The organism is Paracoccus sp. NIOT.M2S5SZ12, from assembly GCF_057748165.1.
Window position 1 is genome coordinate 79948 of record NZ_JBYLFR010000010.1, and the last position, 19278, is coordinate 99225.

15 protein-coding genes are annotated in these 19278 nt (G+C 67.8%); 5 read left to right on the forward strand and 10 right to left on the reverse strand.

The features are described from left to right. Positions 1-2: 2 nt before the first annotated feature. From purU to AC2SGK_RS10975, 3 genes are all read right to left on the reverse strand, one after another. Complete coding sequence (gene purU, locus AC2SGK_RS10965; RefSeq protein WP_488323579.1) at positions 3-887, reverse strand: formyltetrahydrofolate deformylase; 885 nt, start codon at positions 885-887, stop codon at positions 3-5. 105 nt (positions 888-992) lie between these two features. Continuing rightward, the gene (locus AC2SGK_RS10970; RefSeq protein WP_488323580.1) at positions 993-2159 is read right to left on the reverse strand and encodes a M20 aminoacylase family protein; all 1167 of its coding nucleotides are present in this window, start codon (positions 2157-2159) and stop codon (positions 993-995) included. A gap of 94 nt (positions 2160-2253) precedes the next feature. After that, entirely contained in the window at positions 2254-4086 is a 1833-nt protein-coding gene (locus tag AC2SGK_RS10975) for an ABC transporter ATP-binding protein (protein WP_488323581.1), read from the reverse strand. 247 nt (positions 4087-4333) lie between these two features. Between AC2SGK_RS10975 and AC2SGK_RS10980 the strand changes: the two genes are divergently transcribed. The 3 genes from AC2SGK_RS10980 to AC2SGK_RS10990 all read left to right on the forward strand — a co-directional run bounded on the left by AC2SGK_RS10980 (position 4334) and on the right by AC2SGK_RS10990 (position 8139). Beyond that, entirely contained in the window at positions 4334-6037 is a 1704-nt protein-coding gene (locus AC2SGK_RS10980) for a peptide ABC transporter substrate-binding protein (protein ID WP_488323582.1), read from the forward strand. Between the two features lie 118 nt (positions 6038-6155). After that, positions 6156-7163 carry an ABC transporter permease gene (locus AC2SGK_RS10985; protein WP_488323583.1) on the forward strand — a complete coding sequence of 336 codons (1008 nt, stop codon included), beginning with the start codon at positions 6156-6158 and terminating at the stop codon, positions 7161-7163. Further along, positions 7156-8139, forward strand: a complete 984-nt coding sequence (locus tag AC2SGK_RS10990) for an ABC transporter permease (protein ID WP_488323584.1) — start codon at positions 7156-7158, stop codon at positions 8137-8139. Before AC2SGK_RS10985 ends, AC2SGK_RS10990 begins: the two co-directional genes overlap by 8 nt. A gap of 36 nt (positions 8140-8175) precedes the next feature. Here the strand turns inward: AC2SGK_RS10990 and AC2SGK_RS10995 are convergent, their stop codons facing one another. The 4 genes from AC2SGK_RS10995 to AC2SGK_RS11010 form a co-directional block, all read right to left on the reverse strand. Beyond that, positions 8176-10509, reverse strand: a complete 2334-nt coding sequence (locus tag AC2SGK_RS10995) for an aldehyde dehydrogenase family protein (RefSeq protein WP_488323585.1) — start codon at positions 10507-10509, stop codon at positions 8176-8178. Between the two features lie 7 nt (positions 10510-10516). Next, positions 10517-11455 (reverse strand): deoxyribose-phosphate aldolase, encoded by a 939-nt coding sequence (gene deoC, locus AC2SGK_RS11000; protein ID WP_488323586.1) that lies wholly within the window; start codon positions 11453-11455, stop codon positions 10517-10519. After that, a complete protein-coding gene (locus tag AC2SGK_RS11005) occupies positions 11452-12012 on the reverse strand; it encodes a DUF1523 family protein (RefSeq protein WP_488323644.1) in 561 nt (186 codons plus the stop codon). Before AC2SGK_RS11005 ends, deoC begins: the two co-directional genes overlap by 4 nt. A gap of 188 nt (positions 12013-12200) precedes the next feature. Next, entirely contained in the window at positions 12201-12332 is a 132-nt protein-coding gene (locus tag AC2SGK_RS11010; RefSeq protein ID WP_488323587.1) for a hypothetical protein, read from the reverse strand. Between the two features lie 109 nt (positions 12333-12441). Here AC2SGK_RS11010 and AC2SGK_RS11015 point away from each other — a divergent pair, with 109 nt between their 5' ends. Beyond that, positions 12442-13362, forward strand: coding sequence for a cation diffusion facilitator family transporter (locus AC2SGK_RS11015; RefSeq protein WP_488323588.1), 921 nt, complete (start codon positions 12442-12444; stop codon positions 13360-13362). A 13-nt stretch (positions 13363-13375) separates the two neighbouring features. Beyond that, positions 13376-14188, forward strand: a complete 813-nt coding sequence (locus AC2SGK_RS11020) for an EcsC family protein (protein WP_488323589.1) — start codon at positions 13376-13378, stop codon at positions 14186-14188. On the opposite strand, the gene AC2SGK_RS11025 is transcribed toward AC2SGK_RS11020, so the two are convergent. The 3 genes from AC2SGK_RS11025 to metZ all read right to left on the reverse strand — a co-directional run bounded on the left by AC2SGK_RS11025 (position 14152) and on the right by metZ (position 18910). Next, a complete protein-coding gene (locus AC2SGK_RS11025; protein ID WP_488323590.1) occupies positions 14152-16518 on the reverse strand; it encodes an ATP-dependent helicase in 2367 nt (788 codons plus the stop codon). The genes AC2SGK_RS11020 and AC2SGK_RS11025 overlap by 37 nt on opposite strands. A gap of 130 nt (positions 16519-16648) precedes the next feature. Beyond that, complete coding sequence (gene folE2, locus AC2SGK_RS11030) at positions 16649-17692, reverse strand: GTP cyclohydrolase FolE2 (RefSeq protein WP_488323645.1); 1044 nt, start codon at positions 17690-17692, stop codon at positions 16649-16651. Between the two features lie 27 nt (positions 17693-17719). After that, on the reverse strand, positions 17720-18910 hold the full coding sequence (gene metZ / locus AC2SGK_RS11035) for an O-succinylhomoserine sulfhydrylase (RefSeq protein WP_488323591.1): 1191 nt from the start codon (positions 18908-18910) through the stop codon (positions 17720-17722). Positions 18911-19278: the final 368 nt, after the last annotated feature.

Below are 19278 nucleotides of genomic sequence, written 5' to 3' on the forward strand. Positions count from 1 at the left end.
GCTCAGCCCATCCGCTCGCTGGCATAGCTGCCGGGAGAGGGCGGAAAGACCACCGTCTTGGCCCTGTTCAGGAACACCCGGCCGTGGATATGCGCATGGACCGCGCGGGCCAGCACCTGCGCCTCGACATCGCGCCCCAGGGAGACGTAATCGCCGGGGGATTGGGCATGGGTCACGCGGGCGGTGTCCTGCTCGATGATCGGGCCCTCGTCCAGGTCGGCGGTGACGTAGTGGCTGGTCGCGCCGATCAGCTTCACCCCCCGTTCGTACGCCTGCTTGTAGGGGTTCGCGCCCTTGAAGCTGGGCAGGAAGGAATGGTGGATGTTGATGATCCGCCCCGACATCTGCTGGCACATCCGGTCCGACAGCACCTGCATGTAGCGCGCCAGAACGACCAGCTCCGCCCCGGTCTGGTCGATGATCTCCATCTGCCGGGCCTCGGCCTCGGCCTTGTTCTCGGGGGTCACGCGGATCATGTGGAAGGGGATGTCGTGGTTCACCACGACCTTCTGATAGTCGTGATGGTTCGACACGACGCCCACGATGTCGATGGGCAGCGCCCCGATGCGCCAGCGGTAGAGCAGGTCGTTCAGGCAGTGCCCGAAGCGGCTGACCATGATCAGCACCTTCTTCTTCACCGAATCGTCGCTGATCTCGACCTCCATGCCGAAGCGGGTCCCGATGGGCGCGAAGGTAGCGCGCAGGCTCTCCAGCGTTGCGGCCCCTTCGGAGCGGAAGCTGACGCGCATGAAGAACCGCCCCGTCTCGACATCGTCGAACTGGGCGCTGTCGGTGATGTTGCAATCCGCATCCGCCAGCGCGCCCGAGATCGCCGCGACGATGCCGCGGGTCGAGGCGCAGGTCACGCGCAGGGTGAAGGTCATCATGTCTTGGGGTCCCCGTATTGCCGATGGCGCGAACGCCACCGGCATTTCAACGCTTTGCCCGCAAAGGGCAATCACGTTTGCGACGGCGCGGGGCCGCCCGCGACATCAGGCGGCCGGCAGCCGCGCCTCGACCATGCCCGCATACCAGCTGGAACCCGCCGGGATCGCGTCGTCGTTGAAGTTGTAGGCCGGGTGATGGACCATCGCCGTGTCGCCGTTGCCGACCCAGATATAGGCGCCGGGACGTTCGTTCAGCATGTAGCTGAAATCCTCGCCGCCCATCATCGGCTGCATGTCCATGTTCACGCCGCCCGAGATGGCGCGTGCCACGTCGGCGGCCCATTCCGTCGCCTGCGGGTCGTTCATCGTGACCGGATAGCCGCGCTGATAGTCCACCTCCGCGCGTGCGCCCATGGCGGCGGCGATGTTGGTGGCGACGCGGGTGATCCCCTCCTGCAGCTGGTCGCGGACCTCGGGGGCGAGGCTCCGGGCGGTGCCCTTCAGCTTGACCACCTGCGGGATCACGTTATGCGCCGTCGAATCCGTCGAGACCACGCAGACCGAGATGACCGCGTTCTTCAGCGGGTCGATGTTGCGCGCCACGACAGACTGCACGGCCACGATGATCTGCGCCGCGGTCAGGGTGGTGTCGATGCATTCATGGGGCTTGGCGGCATGGCCGCCCTTGCCGGTCACGGTGATCTCGAACTGGTCGGCCGCGGCCATCATCGCGCCGGGCCGGATCGAGAACTGCCCCACCGGCATGCCGGGCATGTTGTGCATGCCGTAGAACTCGTCGATCTTCCAGCGGTCCACCAGCCCGTCCAGCACCATCGCCTCGCCCCCGGCGCCGCCCTCCTCGGCGGGCTGGAAGATGACCACGGCGGTGCCGTCGAAATTGCGCGTCTCGGCCAGATACTTGGCCGCGCCCAAGAGCATGGCGGTGTGGCCGTCATGGCCGCAGGCATGCATCTTGCCCGGCGTCTTGGAGGCGTATTCGACGCCCGTCTGCTCGATGATCGGCAGCGCGTCCATGTCGGCGCGCAGGCCCACGACGCGGCCCTTGCTGTCGGTGCGGCCCTTGATGACGCCCACGACGCCGGTGCGGCCCACACCCTCGGTCACCTCGTCGCAGCCGAATTCGCGCAGCAGCTCGGCCACGCGGCCGGCGGTGCGGTGGACATCGTACAGCAGTTCGGGATGTTCGTGGAAATCGCGGCGCCAGGCGGTGATTTCGGGCAGCAGTTCGGCAAAGCGGTTCTTGACGGGCATGGTTGGGTCACTCCTTCGGGCGGCAGCGTGGCGATTTCCTGCACGATCTGCAAGAGGGGCCGAGGCCCCCCTTGTGACGCTGCCTGAAAAACGGTCAGCCGTGCGTGACGGGATCGACCAGCACCCGATGCCCCGGCGCCACCTCGCGATAGACCGAGGGCTTGGCGACGTAATCGACCGGGTGCATCGGCGAGGGGATCGGCTTGAAGCGCAGGTCCTCGCTGATCTTCTTCTGGCGCGGATCGGCCACCGGCACGGCCGACATCAGCTGGCGGGTATAGCTGTGCTGCGGGTTCTCGAAGACCTGGCGGCGGGTGCCCAGCTCGACGATGCGGCCCAGATACATGACGCCCACATGGTGGCTGACGCGTTCGACCACCGCCATGTCATGGCTGATGAACAGCATCGAGATGCCCAGATCCTGCTGCAGCTCCATCAGCAGGTTCAGCACCTGCGCCTGGACCGACACGTCCAGCGCCGACACGGCCTCGTCGGCGATGATCAGCTTGGGGTTCAGCGCCAGGGCGCGGGCGATGGCGATGCGCTGGCGCTGGCCGCCCGACATCTCGTGCGGATAGCGGCGCATGAAGCTGCGCGGCAGCTCCACCCGGTCGAACAGGGCGGCGATGCGGTCCTGGCGTTCGGATTTCGACCCGATGCCATAGTTCTCCATCGGCTCGGCCACCTGGTCGTAGAGCTTCATGTGCGGATCGAGGCTGGCGAAGGGGTCTTGGAAGATCATCTGCATGTCGCGCCGCGCTCGGCGCAGCGCGCCCTGCGACAGGCCGATGATGTCGGTCCCGCCCAGATCGACCGTGCCCGATTCGGGCTCGACCAGGCGCAGGATCGACCGGCCGCAGGTCGATTTCCCGCAGCCCGATTCGCCCACCAGCGACAGGGTCTCTCCGGCATTGATGGTGAAGCTGACATCCTCGACCGCATGGACGCGGGCGACGGTGCGGCGCAGGACGCCGCCCTTGACCTTGAAGCGCGTGGTCAGGTTGCGGACGGTCAGCAGCGGCTTGGGGTCGGTCACGATGATCGGCTCGGGTGCGCCATGGCTGCCGTCATGCATCAGGCGCAGGCGCTCGGGAGCCTCCTTGCCGGTCATCTCGCCCAGGCGCGGCACGGCGGCCAGCAGCATCTTGGTGTAATCCTCGCGCGGATTCTCGAAGATCTGCTCGACCGGCCCCTCCTCGACCTTGTCGCCGCGATACATGACCACGACGCGATCTGCCATCTGCGCGACCACGGCCATGTCATGGGTGATGAAAAGAACGGCAATCTTCTTTTCCCGCTTCAGCCGGTCGATCAGGGCCAGGATCTCGGCCTGGATGGTCACGTCCAGCGCGGTCGTCGGCTCGTCGCAGATCAGCAGGCGCGGCTCGCAGGCCATGGCGATGGCGATGACGACGCGCTGGCGCATGCCGCCCGACAGCTCGTGCGGATACTGGTCCAGCCGGCGTTCGGGTTCCGGGATGCGGACCTGGCGCAGGATCTCCAGCGCGCGGGCGCGGGCCTCGGCCTTCTTCAGGCCACGATGGGTGATCAGCCCCTCGATCAGCTGGTCGCCCACGGTGAAGACCGGGTTCAGCGCGGTCATCGGCTCCTGGAAGATCATGCCGATCTGGTTGCCGCGGATGTCGCGCATCGCGGCGCTGCCCTGGCTGGCCAGATCGACGACCTTGCCGTCATCCTTCTCGAACATCAGCCGGCCGCCCGCGATGGTGCCGCCGCCGAACTCCACCAGCCGCATCAGCGATAGCGAGCTGACCGATTTGCCCGATCCGGATTCGCCCACGACGCAGACGCATTCCCCCGGCTTGATGTCGAAGGTGACGTCCTTGACCCCCACCACGACGCCGTCGTTGGTTTCGAACTCGACCCGCAGCTTTTCAATGGAAACAAGGGGTTTGTCGTCAAGCATCAGGGGTCTCCGGAAAAGATCAAGCCAGCAGGCTAGCCGTTGCCCGCCGAAAGTCAAAGCCGAAACGCATGCGCGATGGGTCTTGCTTTCGGCGCGGCCTTCGTTCGATGATGCGCGCATTCCGCAGGGACGATGACAACACGAACAACCACCCGGACAATCGGGACAGACAAGATCGATCAGCCCCCGAATGGCTGAAGGTGGCGTGGAACCCCCCGCGGGCCGCAACACCCAACAGGAGAGTGTAATGAAACTGAGAACCGGTCTGATGGGCGCCGCTGCGACGCTGGCGATGGCCCCTGCCGCTTTCGCCGAGCGCGGCAGCGACGGCCAGCTGAACATCATTATGTGGCAGGCCCCGACCCTGATGCACCCCTATCTGTCGGGCGGCACCAAGGAGGTCATCGCCGGCAGCCTGGTGCTGGAGCCGCTGGCCGGATACGACACCGAGGGCCAGATCTATCCGCGCCTGGTGACCGAGATCCCGTCGCTGGAGAACGGCGGCATCGCGGAGGACCTGACCTCGGTCACCTGGAAGCTGCGCGACGACATCAAGTGGTCGGACGGCACGCCGCTGACCGCCGATGACGTGGTCTTCACCGCCGAATACTGCATGGACCCCGAGGGCGGCTGCGCGCAGCTGGCCAAGTTCGAGGGCATCACCTCGGTCGAGGCGGTCGATCCGCAGACCGTCAAGGTCACCTTCGACTCGCCCCGCGCCGACCCGTTCTCGGCCTTCGTCGGATCGCAGTCGCCGATCCTGCAGAAGGCCCAGTTCGAGGCCTGCAAGGGCGTCAACGCGCCGACCTGCACCGATCAGAACTTCGGCCCGATCGGCACCGGCCCGTTCCGCGTGACCCAGTTCCTGACCAACGACACGATCAGCCTCGAGGCGAACCCGGAATACCGCGACCCGGCCAAGCCCGCCTTCGCGACCGTGCTGGTCAAGGGCGGCGGCGATGCGGCCGGTGCGGCGCGCGCCGTGATGGAGACGGGCGAGTTCGACTATGCCTGGAACACCCAGCTGGCCCCCGACGTCATCGCCGGCATGGAGGCCGCGGGCCGCGGCAAGGTCTCGGCCGCCTTCGGCACCCTGGTCGAGCGCATCCATGTCAACCTGACCGACCCGTCGTCCTCGCTGCCCGAGGGCGAGCGCTCCACCAGCGCCCATCCCCATCCGTTCCTGTCGGACCCGGCGGTGCGCAAGGCCCTGTCCATGGCCATCGACCGCTCGCTGCTGGTCGAGATCGGCTACGGCAGCTCGGGCCAGCCGACCTGCAACTATGTCCCCGCCCCCGAGGCCTGGGCGTCCGACAACACCGAATGCCTGACCCAGGACATCGCCGGTGCGAACGCGCTGCTGGACGAGGCCGGCTGGACGATGGGCGGCAACGGCGTGCGCGAGAAGGACGGCGTGCAGCTGAACATGGTCTTCCAGACCTCGGTCAACGCGGTGCGCCAGGACTTCCAGGCGCTGATCAAGCAGTGGTGGTCCGAGATCGGCGTGAACACCGAGCTGAAGACCGTCGACGCGTCGGTGTTCTTCGGCTCCGATGCCGGCTCGCCCGACACGCTGCAGAAGTTCTATGCCGATGTCGAGATGTATGCCGACAACTTCGACGGCAACAACCCGGCGCCCTACCTGTCCAAATGGACCTGCGACAAGGCACCCTCGCCCGCCAACCAGTGGCAGGGTGAGAACATCAGCCGCTTCTGCGACCCGGAATACGACCGCATGGTCGACGAGATCGAAGGCATCGTCGATGCCGACGAGCGCGCCGCCATGGGCCGCAAGATGAACGAGATGCTGACCAGGGACAGCAACGCGATCATCCCGCTGGTCTATCGCGGCACCGCCTCCGCGCATTCGAACACGCTTGGCGGCGTGCAGCTGAATGCCTGGGACAGCGAGATCTGGAACGTCGCGGACTGGACCCGCGTCGAACAGTAAGGCATCCTGCCGCCTCGATCCTCGGATCGGGGCGGCATCCCTCTTTCAGGGTCCCGCCCCCGCCGCGGGCCCGTGACGGGGGAATTCCGATGCCCAGACACCCATCCAAGAAGGCGCCATGCTGAGTTTCACCTTTCGCCGGCTTCTGCTGGCCATTCCGACATTGCTGTTCATCTCGCTGGTGATCTTCCTGCTTCTGGAAGCCTCGCCCGGCGACCCCCTGGGCGACGTGCCCCTGACCGTGCCGCCGGAGGTGCGCGAGCGCATGCGCGCGGCCCTGGGCCTGGGCGAGCCCTGGCCCATCCGCTACCTGCTGTGGCTGAAGCAATTCTTCTGGGTCGAGCCGCTCTACTGGACCGACCAGATCTTCGGCACCAGCTTCAGCGAGGGCATGCAGCGCATCATCAGCTTCCAGTCGCGCAGCCCGGTCTTCGACGTGATCGCGCAGCGCGTGCCGCAGACGCTGACGGTGGTGGGCATGTCCTATGTCGTGGGTATCCTGATCGCCATTCCCATCGGGATCATCTCGGCCTATCGGCAGTACAGCTGGTTCGACCAGATCGGCACCTTCGTGTCGATGATCGGCTTCTCGATGCCCACCTTCTTCACCGGCGTGGTGCTGATCATCATCTTCGCGGTGAACCTGCAGTGGTTCCCCTCGGTCTACGACACCACGCTGGTGGTCGATGACTGGGCCAGCTTCAAGCAGCAGGCCCGCCAGATGGTCATGCCGGTCACGGTGCTGGCGCTCTACAACGCCGCGCAGATCAGCCGCTTCATGCGCTCGTCGATGCTGGACAACCTGGGCCAGGACTATGTCCGCACCGCCCGCGCCAAGGGCCTGTCCGAACGCGTCGTGGTGCTGAAGCACGTCCTCAGGAACAGCCTGATCCCGGTGGTGACGGTCATCGCGCTCGGCCTGCCGGCGGTCTTCGGCGGCGCCATCATCACCGAGCAGGTGTTCAAGGTGAACGGGCTGGGCCAGCTGCTGATCACCTCGATCCACGGCAACGACATCCCGATGGTCCTGACGCTGACCTTCATCTTCGCCATCCTGATCGTGACCTTCACCCTGATCGCAGACATCCTCTACGGGGTGCTGGACCCGAGGATCCGCTATGACTGAGACGCCCAAGCCCTCCCCCGAAGCCCGCCTGGAGGCGCTGCATGCCGCGGCGCCCGGCGCGGTCAGCCCGCCCGCGACCGCCGTCGCGGCCCCGGTCGAGAACCGCAGCCAATGGGCCGATGTCTGGCGTCAGTTCCGCAGCCACCGCGGCGCCATGGTCGCGCTGGTCATCTTCGTGTCGATCATCCTCTTCGTGTCGGTGGGGCCGCTGATCTGGACGGTCGATCCGACCTATGTGGACATCCGCGCCCGCAATTCGGGCTTCTCGGCGGCCCACCCCCTGGGCACCGACCAGCTGGGCCGCGACCTGCTGGCGCGGCTCATGGCCGGGGGGCAGGTCTCCATCGCGGTGGGCCTGACGGCCATGACCATCGCGATCTTCCTGGGCAGCATGATCGGCGTCATCTCGGGCTTCTTCCGGCGCCTCGACGCGCCGCTGATGCGCATGACCGAGCTGTTCCTGGCCCTGCCGCTGCTGCCGCTGCTGCTGCTGATGGTGACGCTGTTCCGCGAGCCGCTGTCGAAGACCTTCGGCCCCGCGCTCGGCATCTTCTTCCTGATCGTGACGGCCATCGGCGCGACCAGCTGGATGCAGGCCGCGCGCATCGTGCGCGGCGAGGTGCTGGGCCTGAAGGAGCGCGAGTTCATCCTGGCCGCCCGTTCCATCGGCACGCCGTCGCACCGCATGATCACGCGCCACATCCTGCCCAACGTGATGTCGCCGATCATGGTCGCCGCGACCCTGGGCATCGCGACCGCGATCATCACCGAAAGCGCGCTGTCCTTCCTGGGCCTGGGCTTTCCGCCCGACTTCCCGACCTGGGGGCGGCTGCTGTTCGACGCGGTGGACCAGATGGTGCTGTATCCGTGGCGGGTGATCTTCCCCGGCCTGCTGATCTCGCTGACGGTGCTCTGCGTGAACTATATCGGCGACGGGTTGCGCGACGCCATGGACCCCCGCATCCGGGGTCGCTGACGAAGAAGGGGGGCCAGGCGGCCCCCCTTCTTCGTCTCAATAGGCCGCGCTGCCGCTGCCCGCGGGCAGGGCGCCATAGGGCAGCCAGATCGTCTTGGACCGCGTGGCGTGATGCAGGAAGGTCTCGCCCTGCGCCTGAACGCCGGTCCAGTCGCGGGCGGGCACGGCCCAGACCGGCTTCAGGTTCCCCGCCGCCGCCCGGTCCACCGCCGCCAGTTCCGCCGCAGGGCCCGCGTGCCAGAAGCCCGCGACCTCCTCATGGGCGGCCAGCGGCACGGCCAGATCGGCGCTCACCCCGGTCACGATGTTGACCACGCCCGCGGGCAGGTCCGACGTGTCGAACACCTGATAGAGGTCCGTCACCGCCAGCGGATCGTCCTGCGCCGGGATCGCCACGACCGCGTTGCCCATGGCGATGGCGGGCAGCACCAGCGACAGGAACCCCGCCAGCGGATGCGCATTCGGGCAGGTGATGCCGATGACGCCCATCGGTTCGGGGATCACGGTGACCAGATGGCCGGGCTTGGCCTGCACGGTGGCGCCGTCGAACTTGTCGGCCCAGGCCGCATAGTGGAAGGCGCGGGCGATGGCGGCATCGACCTCGGCCCGGCTGGTGCGGGCGGCGAATTCCGCGGCCCGCGCCGACAGGTTCTCGGCGATGTAATAGAGGACCTGCGCGCGGGCATGACCGCCCGCCGCCGCCCATTTCCCGGCCTTGGTCGCGGCCTCGACGGCGTTCCGGATGTCCTTGCGGCTGCCCAGGGGGGCCAGCCCGCCCGCCACCGCATACATCGCCCCGCCATCGGGCCGCTTCTGCGCGCCGCCGTAATAGAGCTTGGCCGTGCGGTCGATGCCCTGCTGCGGCGCGGCCCCGTCCGTCACGGCGACGGCGGCCTTGGGGGCGACCTCGCGCGCGGGTTTCACCGCCGGCTCGGCCAGATAGTCGCGCATCCCCGCGGCCCCGCCCTCGCGCCCGTAACCGCTTTCGCGATAGCCGCCGAAGGGGGCGGCAGCGTCGAACATGTTGGCGCCGTTGATCCAAATCACCCCGGCCTTGATCCGCACGGCGATGTCGGTGGCGACGGTCGCGCTTTCCGACCAGACCGATCCGGCCAAGCCGTAACGGGTGTTGTTGGCCAGCTCGACCGCCTCATCGGCAGTGCGGAAGGTTGACAACGTGGCGATGGGGCCGAAGATCTCCTGCTCCATGCCGGGATTGGCGGGGGCGATGTTGCGCAAGAATCCGGGCGCGATGAAGCAGCCCTCCTGCGCCTGACCGCCGACCAGTTCCGCCCCGGCATCGGTCGCGACGCGGCAGATCGACAGGATGCGCTCCTTCTGCACCGGATCGACGATGGCGCCGACATCGGTGGACTTGTCCAAGGGCGCGCCCACGCGCAGCCGCGCCATGCGGGCCGAGAGCAGCGTTTCGAACCGCTCCGCCACGGCTTCCGCCACCAGGATGCGCGAGCCCGCGCAGCAGACCTGGCCCTGGTTGAACCAGATGCTGTCCACCACGCCCTCGACCGCGGCGTCCAGATCGGCGTCCTCCATCACCACGAAGGGCGACTTGCCGCCCAGTTCCAGCGTCAGCTTGCGCCCGGTCCCGGCCAGGGCGGTGGCGATGCCGCGCCCGACCTCGGTCGAGCCGGTGAAGGCGATCTTGTCGACCTCGGCCGCGACAAGCGCCGCGCCCGTCGCGCCGTCGCCGGTCACGATGTTCACGACACCCGCGGGCAGCCCGACCTCCTGGCAGATCTCGGCAAAGGCCAGGGCGGTCAGGGGGGTGTATTCGGCGGGCTTCAGCACGACCGTGTTGCCCGCGGCCAGCGCGGGCGCGACCTTCCAGGCCAGCATCAGCAGCGGAAAGTTCCACGGGATGATCTGGCCGCAGACGCCCAAGGGCGCATGGCCCGGGAACCGCGTGTCGCGCAGTTCGGCCCAGCCCGCGTGGTGATAGAAATGCCGCGCGACCAGCGGCACGTCGATGTCGCGCGCCTCGCGGATCGGCTTGCCGTTGTCCAGCGTCTCCAGGACCGACAGGAAGCGCTCGCGCTTCTGCACATGGCGGGCCAAGGCGTAGAGATGCCGCGCCCGTTCGGTGCCGGTCAGCGCGGCCCAGCCCTTCTGCGCGCGGCGCGCGGCCTTGACCGCCGCCGCGACGTCGGCCGCGGTTCCCTGCGTCACGCGGGCCAGCACCTCACCGGTGGCGGGGTCGCGGGTCTCGAAGGTCTCGCCCGGCTTGGTGAAGCTGCCGTTGATGAAATGCCCGAACGTCCCGCGCCGGGCCAGCCAGTCGCGGGCCGCCGACGCGTCCTCGGTCGAGGGGCCGTATTCCATCGTCTGCATGATCTCGCTCACTTTGGTCATCGGATCCTCAGGCAATCGCTTGGCGGTGGGCGGCGGCATAGCGGCCCGTCACATGGTGGCTGATCTGGCGCTCGATATCGCCCAGAAGGCTGGAGGCGCCGATGCGGAACAGGTCCGGGGCCAGCCAGTCACGGCCCAGCTCCTCGGCCATCAGCACCTGCCAGCTGATCGCGTCCTTGGCGGTGCGCAGACCGCCCGCGGGCTTGAAGCCGACCTTGATGCCGGTCAGGGCATGGAAATCGCGGATCGTGCGGACCATGACCAGGCTGACCGGCAGGGTCGCGTTCACGCCTTCCTTGCCGGTCGATGTCTTGATCCAGTCCGACCCGGCCTGCATCGCCACATGGCTGGCCTTGGCGACATTCTCCAGCGATTTCAGGTCGCCCGTGGCCAGGATCGCCTTCATCCGCGCGGCCCCGCAGGCCTCGCGCATTGCGCGCAGCTCGTCATACAGCGCCGCCCAGTTCCCCTGCAGCACATGGGCGCGGGTGATGACGATGTCGATCTCGTCGGCGCCCTGATCGACGGCATAGCGGATCTCGGCCAGGCGCAGCTCCAGGGGCATCAGCCCGGCCGGGAACCCCGTCGCCACGCTGGCCACGGGGATGCCGCTGTTGGCTAGGGCGCGCTTGGCGGGCGCCACCATCGTCGGATAGACGCAGACCGCCCCGATGGTCAGCCCGGTCACGCCCACGGCCTCCAGCAGGTCGGCGGCGATCGGCTGGCGCGCCTTGGCACACAGGCGTGCCACGCGGTCGGGCGTGTCGTCGCCCGCCAGCGTGGTCAGGTCGATGCAGCGCACCGCGTTCAGCAGCCAGGCGGCCTGATGATCCTTCTTCAGGCTGCGCCGCGCGGGCAGGGTCGCCGCGCGACGCTCGACCGCGGGGGTGTTGATGCGCAGCCCGCTCAGCCAGTCCAGCCGCAGGTCGGTTCCGGGATCGCTCATGCCTTGCCCTTTCTGAAATTGCGCAGGCCGCGGTCCCGGAACTGCGCCCACATGCGCCAGATCAGGGCCAGCAGGGCCAGCAGGACGCCGCAGACGATCATCGCCGCCCAGTTGGCGGGCCGGTCGTCGGGCCCGGCCACGGTGTTGATCGCGATGGCGTTCGGATAGGTGGACAGCCAGGCCAGCCGCCAGCCATAGGCCGTCACGCTGACCCAGATCGGATCGCGCGCGTCGGACCGCAGGTTCGTGGCTTCGGCCTGTAGGTTGGCGCTGTCATACTTGAAATAGGGCGGCCAGACCCAGCCCGTGTCCTCGTTGCGATAGACGAAGACCTTGCCGTTCGGCCGCACCGCGTCGATGAAGCGCACATCGCGCTGACCCTGGGCGTTCTCGACCACGCGGCTGCTGTCGGCGGCCCAGAAGACCTGCGCCGAGGGCGGGATCTCGGTCAGGCGGTTGTAGGTGTTGCTGATCCGGACCGTGTTCTGCGACGGCAGGGTATAGTCCAGCAGGCCAAAGACCAGGATGCCGAACAGGACGCCGATCACGACGCGCACATAATACAATGGAGGCACTCCTATTGCCAGTTGACCGCGATGACGATGGCCAGGACGGCCAGCGTGGGCAGGACGAAGACCAACACCGCCAGCCGTGCCCGAATACTGCGGCCGAACCCCGCCATCGCCTTGGCCACGAAGGCGCGCCGCGCGGCGCTGTTGCCGGCCAGATCGGGATGGCGCGCATCCTACCAGTTCTCCAGCCGCTCCACCTGCTGCGATCGCAGATAGACCCGCAGCAGCAGGTAGAACACCATCTGCCCCGCCAGAAGGACCAGCCACAGCCGGATCAGCGCCACGCCCCATGCCCCCGTCGCCACCAGCCGTCACGATAGCACGCCCCGCGCGGCAGGGGCCAGACGTCGCGTCGCGTCACGCCCTGCAACCCGCGGGGGCCTCGCGGCGTTTCGCCGTCGAACAGGGACCGCCATGACCGAACAGGGAATTCTTCGACTGTCCATTGCCATGGTCTTCGTCGTCGCGGTGGCGGGGATCGGTTTTGGTCTGCTCACCGGGTCGGCGGCGATCATCTTCGACGGCATCTATTCGCTGACCGACGCGGTGATGACCGCGGTGGCGCTGCTGGTGTCGTCGCTCATCACGCAGCGCCTGTCCGAGCGGCGGCAGGCCCGGCTGGTCCAGCGCTTCACCATGGGGTTCTGGCATCTGGAGCCGATGGTCCTGGGGCTGAACGGCATCCTGCTGTCGGGCGCGGCCATCTATGCGCTGGTGACCGCCGTCAGCAGCCTGCTGTCGGGCGGGGGCGAATTGGAATTCGGACGGGCGATCCTCTATGCCGCCGCAGTCGTGACGGTGTCGATCGTGATGGCTTGGCACAACAGGCGCGCGAACCGGCGCATCCGGTCGAACTTCGTGGCGCTGGACGTGCAGGGATGGACAATGTCGGCGGGGCTGACCGGGGCGTTGCTGATGGCCTTCGTCTTCGGTTGGGCGATCCGCGACACGGCGCTGGACCACTGGCGGCCCTATGTCGACCCGGCTGTGCTGGCCGCCGTCTGCCTGGTGATGATCCCCCTGCCCATCCCCACGATCCGGCAGGCGCTGGCCGACATCCTGCTGATCACGCCCGCAGACTTCAAGGCCGATATCGACCGCATCGCCCGCGAGGTGGTCGCCCGGCACGGCTTTCTGGACCACCGCGCCTATGTCGCCCGCGTGGGCCGGGGGCGGCAGATCGAGCTCTACTTCATCGTCCCGCCCGGCCAGCCGCCCCGCCCGCTGGAGGAATGGGACGCCATCCGCGACCAGATCGGCGAGGCCATCGGCGGCGACATCACGAACCGCTGGCTGACCATCGCCTTTACCACGGACCCCGAATGGGCCGACTGACAGGAGCATTCCCATGACCTCGACCGCCCTCACCGACCCGCGCCGCGACCTGACGGCGGAGCTGGACCGGCTGGCCGCCCGCCAGCTGGCCGGGCGCAGCCTGATGATGCGCGGGGTCGAGGCCGTGGGCCGCCTGACCGAAGGCGCGGCCACCACCGTGCTGGGCCTGTCGCCCGTGTCGCTGGAGACGGTGCTGGAAAGCGCGTTCCGCCAGCTGTACGACCTCTCGGCCCGCGGGGACGAGATCAGCGTGGTGCGCCACGCGCCCATGGTCGCGAACCGCGCCGCGGCGGTGCTGTCGGGCGCGACCGGCGGCTGGTTCGGGCTGGCGGGCATCGTGCCCGACCTGGTCGCCTCGACCACGGTGATCTTCAACGCGATCCAGAAGGTCGCGCGCCGCCACGGCTATGACACGACCGACCCAAAGGTGCGGCTGGAATGCCTGTCGGTCTTTCAATACGGCGAGTTCGGCCGCGACGGCGATGCGGCGGCGCAATCCTTCCTGGCGAACCGCCTGCTGACCAACGGCCAGACCGTCTCGGCGCTGATCACCCGCTTCGCAGGCCAGTTCGCGACACGCCTGACGACCAAGCTGGGCGCGCAGGCCGTGCCGGTGCTGGGGGCGGCGACCGGTGCGGCAATCAACTATGCCTTCCTCGACTATTACGAGCGTGTGGCCGACATCCATTTCCGCCTGCTGCGCCTTGCCGACGAAAACCCCGGCATCGACATCGACGCCGCCTATGCCCAGGCCCTCAGCCGCGCCGGTCAGACCCGCCTGCCCCGCCGTCAGAAGGGAACGTCGTCGCCCCCGCCCGCCGGCTGAACATAGGCGGCCTTGATGTTCTTGAAGCCCGCCTCGAACTGGACGGTCAGCGTGTCCTCGGCGATGCCCATGATCTGACCCTCGCCGAATTTGGCATGGGTCACGCGGTCGCCCACGGTGAAACGTGACGCGGGCGCCGCGTTGATGGTGACCGGCGCGCGGTGGACGGGGCTCGCGCGCTCCGCCGCCCGCGTCTGCATCCGCTTCCAGCCCGGAGAGTTATAGACATCCGCCTGCCGGACCCGCTCCTCCATCCGCGTGCCGCCCGCCATCGCCATGGCCGCGCCATAGCCGCCGCCGTAAAGGCCCGGCGGGGTCAGCACCTCGACATGCGCCTCGGGCAGTTCGTCGATGAAGCGCGACGGCAGGCTGGACTGCCACTGGCCGTACATGCGGCGGTTCCCGGCAAAGGTGATCGTCGCAAGACGTTCGGCGCGGGTGATGCCCACATAGGCCAGCCGCCGCTCCTCCTCCAGGCCCTTGGTGCCCTGTTCGTCCATGGCGCGCTGGTTGGGGAACAGCCCGTCCTCCCAGCCCGGCAGGAAGACGACCGGAAATTCCAGCCCCTTGGCGCCGTGCAGCGTCATGATGCTGACCTGCTCGGCCTGATCGCCGTCGTCGCGGTCCATGACCAGCGACACATGCTCCAGAAAGCCCTGAAGGTTCTCGAACTCCTCCAGCGCCTTGACCAGTTCCTTGAGGTTGTCCAGGCGGCCCGGCGCATCGGGCGACTTGTCGTTCTGCCACATCGCGGTATAGCCCGATTCGTCCAGCACTCGCTCGGCCAGCTCGATATGGTTGACGCCATCCCGCACGGCCATGTGCGACCGCCCGATCAGCGCCACGAAATCGCGCAGATTGGCCAGGCCCTTGCCGCCCAGCTGCTTCTCCTCGACGACGATCCGCGCGCCTTCCAGCAGGTTCACGCCGTTCTGCCGGGCGGCATGCTGGACCGTCTGCAGGGCCTTGTCACCCAGGCCGCGCTTGGGCGTGTTCACGATCCGCTCGAAGGCCAGATCGTCATCCGGGCTGACGACCAGCCTGAAATAGGCCATCGCGTCCCGGATCTCCTGCCGCTCGTAGAAGCGCGGGCCGCCGATCACGCGGTAAGGCAGGCCGATGGTCATGAACCGGTCCTCGAAGGCCCGCATCTGATGGCTGGCGCGCACCAGGATGGCGATGTCGTTCAGCCCCACCCGGCCCAAGGCGGCACGATGTCCGCCTTGGAACGCCTCGATCTCCTCGCCGATCCAGCGCGCCTCGGCCTCGCTGTCCCAATGGCCGATCAGGCGAACCTTCTCGCCCGGCTCGGCATCGGTCCACAGCGTCTTGCCCAACCGCCCCCGGTTCGCCGCGATCAGCCCCGAGGCCGCGCCCAGGATCTCGGGCGTCGAGCGATAGTTCTGCTCCAGCCGGATCACCTCGGCTCCCGGAAAATCCTTCTCGAAGCGCAGGATGTTTCCCACCTCCGCCCCGCGCCAACCATAGATCGACTGGTCGTCATCGCCCACGCAGCAGATGTTGCGATGCGCCTGCGCCAGCAGCCGCAGCCACATGTACTGCGCCACGTTGGTGTCCTGATACTCGTCCACCAGGATGTAGCGGAACCGCTCCTGCCATTGCCGCAGCACGTCCGGATGCGCCTGGAACAGGGTCACGCAATGCATCAGCAAATCGCCGAAATCGACCGCGTTCAGTGTCAGCAGCCGCTCCTGATAGGCCGCGTAGAGCTTGCCGCCATGCCCGTCGAAGGCCTCGCCCTCGCCCTGCGGCAGGTTGCCCGGCGTGATGCAGCGATTCTTCCAGCCGTCGATCAGATGCGCCAGCGACCGCGCGGGCCAGCGCTTCTCGTCGATGTTCTCGGCCGCGATCAGCTGCTTCAGCAGGCGGATCTGGTCATCGGTGTCCAGAATGGTGAAGCTGGGCTTCAGATGCAGGCTGCCATTGCCGATCAGCTCCGCATGACGGCGCAGGATCTTGACGCTGATGCTGTGGAACGTGCCCAGCCATGGCATCCCCTCGACCGCATCGCCCAGCAGGCGGCCGATCCGGTCCTTCATCTCGCGCGCGGCTTTGTTGGTGAAGGTCACCGCCAGAAGCTGTCCCGGCCGCGCGCGGCCCAGCATCAGCAGATGCGCGATCCGTGTGGTCAGCGCCCGGGTCTTGCCGGTGCCGGCCCCGGCCAGCATCAGGACCGGCCCGTCCAGCGCCTCGACTGCCGCGCGCTGCGCGGCGTTCAGCCCGTCCAGATAGGGCGCGGGCCGCGCGGCCATTGCGCGCTGCGACAGCGGCACCGCCGCCAGATCATCGGAATCGTCGAAATGCTCCATCCTGCCAACATAGGCATCGCCGCGCGTCATGGAAAGCCCGATGTTCTCTCTCCGTTCGCCCTATCGCGCGACGCCCGCAGCAGGGGGTCCGGGGGGCGCGCAGCTCCCCCGGCCACCGCGGGACGCAGGATCAGGCGCGCAGCCCCGCGAAGGTCGCCGGGTCCAGCGACGATTGCGCGAAGGTCGGCCCGCTGGTCAACAGGCTGACCGCATCATGCGAATGCAGCGATTCCTGATGGCTGGCCACGACGCGGAAATCGCCCACGCGCGGGTCCGCCAGCAGCTGGCCCGCAAAGGCCCGCACCGCATCCTCGACAAAAATGGGGTTCGCCGCGTTCAGTTCGGCAAAGGCCTGCTCGTCCTCGCGCTTGACCATGACCTGCGTCTCGGTCGGCACGGCCGCGCGGCACAGTCCGATCACGTCCTCGAACCAGATCCGCTCGGGCCCCTCCATCACCAGAGATATCCGCGCGATCGACCGCTGCGAATGCGGCGTGGCCAGCCGTCCGCGGGTCTGGCGCGCATGCTCGGACAGTTCCAGCGAACAGGGGCAGGTCGAGGAATAGACGTAATCGACATGCATCACCCGCAGACGCGTTCCCGCCTGCTCGATCACCTCCAGCGCGATGTCGTAATACTGCCAGCCCGACAGGCCCGACCGCAGGCTGTCCACCCTGACGGGATAGGAGAACCGCATCTGGATGCGCGCATCGAGCGCGTCCAGGTCGGTCTTGTAATCCTCCAGCGCCGCCTCCAGCACCGACAGGCTGAAGGCCGTGTCGGCATGGCCGTAGAAGGACCGCATGATGCGGGACATGTTGATGCCCTTGCGGTCGGCCTCCAGGCTGACCGTGCCGGTCACGCTGGTCTCCAGCGTGATGTCCCCGCCATCCCGCACCAGATAGCGGATCGGCAGGCGGAAGTTCGAGATGCCGACATGCTGGATCGGCGCATGCGCCCCCACGATCAGGCTGGCAGGGCCGTTCTGCAGGTCGGGCAGGCTGTCCTTGTAGGCCGCGTCGACCCGGAAATCGGCGTCATAGCTGCGCGCCAGCGCGGGATAGGCAGGGGTCAGGGGTCGGATCTCGGTCATCGGTGCCTCCGTCTTCAGCCTGTCGCATATAGGGGGCCATGCAAGAATTGTTAGTCCCGCCCGCAGCCCCCCGCCTCGCACCACCGGGGCAGGATGCCGCGGCCGCGCTCAGCCTTCCAGCGCGCCCAGCAGGTCGGCCGTCAGGTCGCGCGCATCCTCCAGCCCCACGGACAGGCGCAGCAGACCCGGCGTGATGCCCAAGCGCGCCTTGTCCTCGTCGGTCAGACGCGAATGGGTGGTGGTGGCGGGATGGGTCACGATCGACTTCGCGTCGCCCAGGTTGTTCGAGATCGCGACGATCCGCAGCCGGTCCAGCGCGGCAAAGGCCGCCTCCTTGCCGCCCGCCAGCTCCAGCGCGATCATCGTGCCGCCCGACCCCATCTGGCGCATGGCCAGGTCATGCTGCGGATGGTCGGCCAAGCCCGGATAGATCACGCGGCTCAGCGCGGGATGGCCGTGCAGCGCGGCGGCGATGCTGGCCGCGGCCTCGGCCTGGGCGCGCACGCGCAGCTCCATCGTGGTCAGCCCGTTCAGCATGATCCAGGAATGGAACGGGCTGATCGCGCCGCCGGTATGCTTCAGATAGGGCTCGGCCACCTCGCGCACGAACTGGCGCGTGCCGCAGATGACGCCGGCCAGGGCCCGCCCGCCGCCGTCGATATGCTTGGTCGCGGAATAGACGACGACGTCGGCCCCCTGCTCCACCGCGCGCGAGAAGACCGGCGTCGCGAAGACGTTGTCCACCACCACCGTGGCTCCCGCCGCATGGGCCAAATCGGCCACCGCGCGGATGTCGATCACCTCCAGCGTGGGGTTCGAGATGCTCTCGAAGAACACCGCCCGCGTGCCCGGCGTGATCGCCGCGGCCCATTGCTCCAGATCGGTGCCGTCAACATAGCTGACCTTGACGCCGAAGCGTTCCAGCAGGTCCAGCACATACAGGCACGACCCGAACAGCGCGCGGGCCGCCACGACATGGTCGCCCGGCTTGCACATGGAGAACATCGCGCCGTTGACCGCGGCCATGCCGCTGGCGGTGGCAAAGGCGTCCTCGGTCCCCTCCAGCGCGGCGATGCGGTCCTCGAACATGCGGCTGGTCGGGTTGCCGTAGCGGGCATAGATGAACTCGTCGGGGCCGGTGCCTTGAAACCGTGCCTCGGCCGAGGCCGCGTCGGGATAGACGAAGCCTTGGGTCAGGAAGATCGCCTCGGCCATCTCGCCGTACTGGCTGCGGCGAATGCCGTGATGGACGGCCTGCGTGCGGGGATGAAGGGGCTTGTCGTCGGACGAAACGCTCATGCGGGCTGCCTTTCCGTGATCGCCGTGGGGGTATCCCCCGAGGGCGCAAGGTGCAAGGCCCGTGATGCCGGACACCGGAAATGGCCGCATTGTGTCGCCTGTCCGACATAACACACCAAACAAATATTAACCATTCTTATCAAGACCCTGCCGTCGCCACCTGTCCAAATCGACAGCTGTGATTTCGCCGGCGGCGCGGTAACGTGATGAGGCAGGCTAGGGCCCGTCGGCCCGATCCTGTCCCGGCGCAAGGCGGCAAGGCCCGCGTCGGTCGGTCACCAGTACGCCGCGTGTCGCGGCTCGTATCAGCGGTAGAATCGTCACCAGTAAATCCAGTGTCATCAGTTACAAGGGCATCCCCTGCGGCC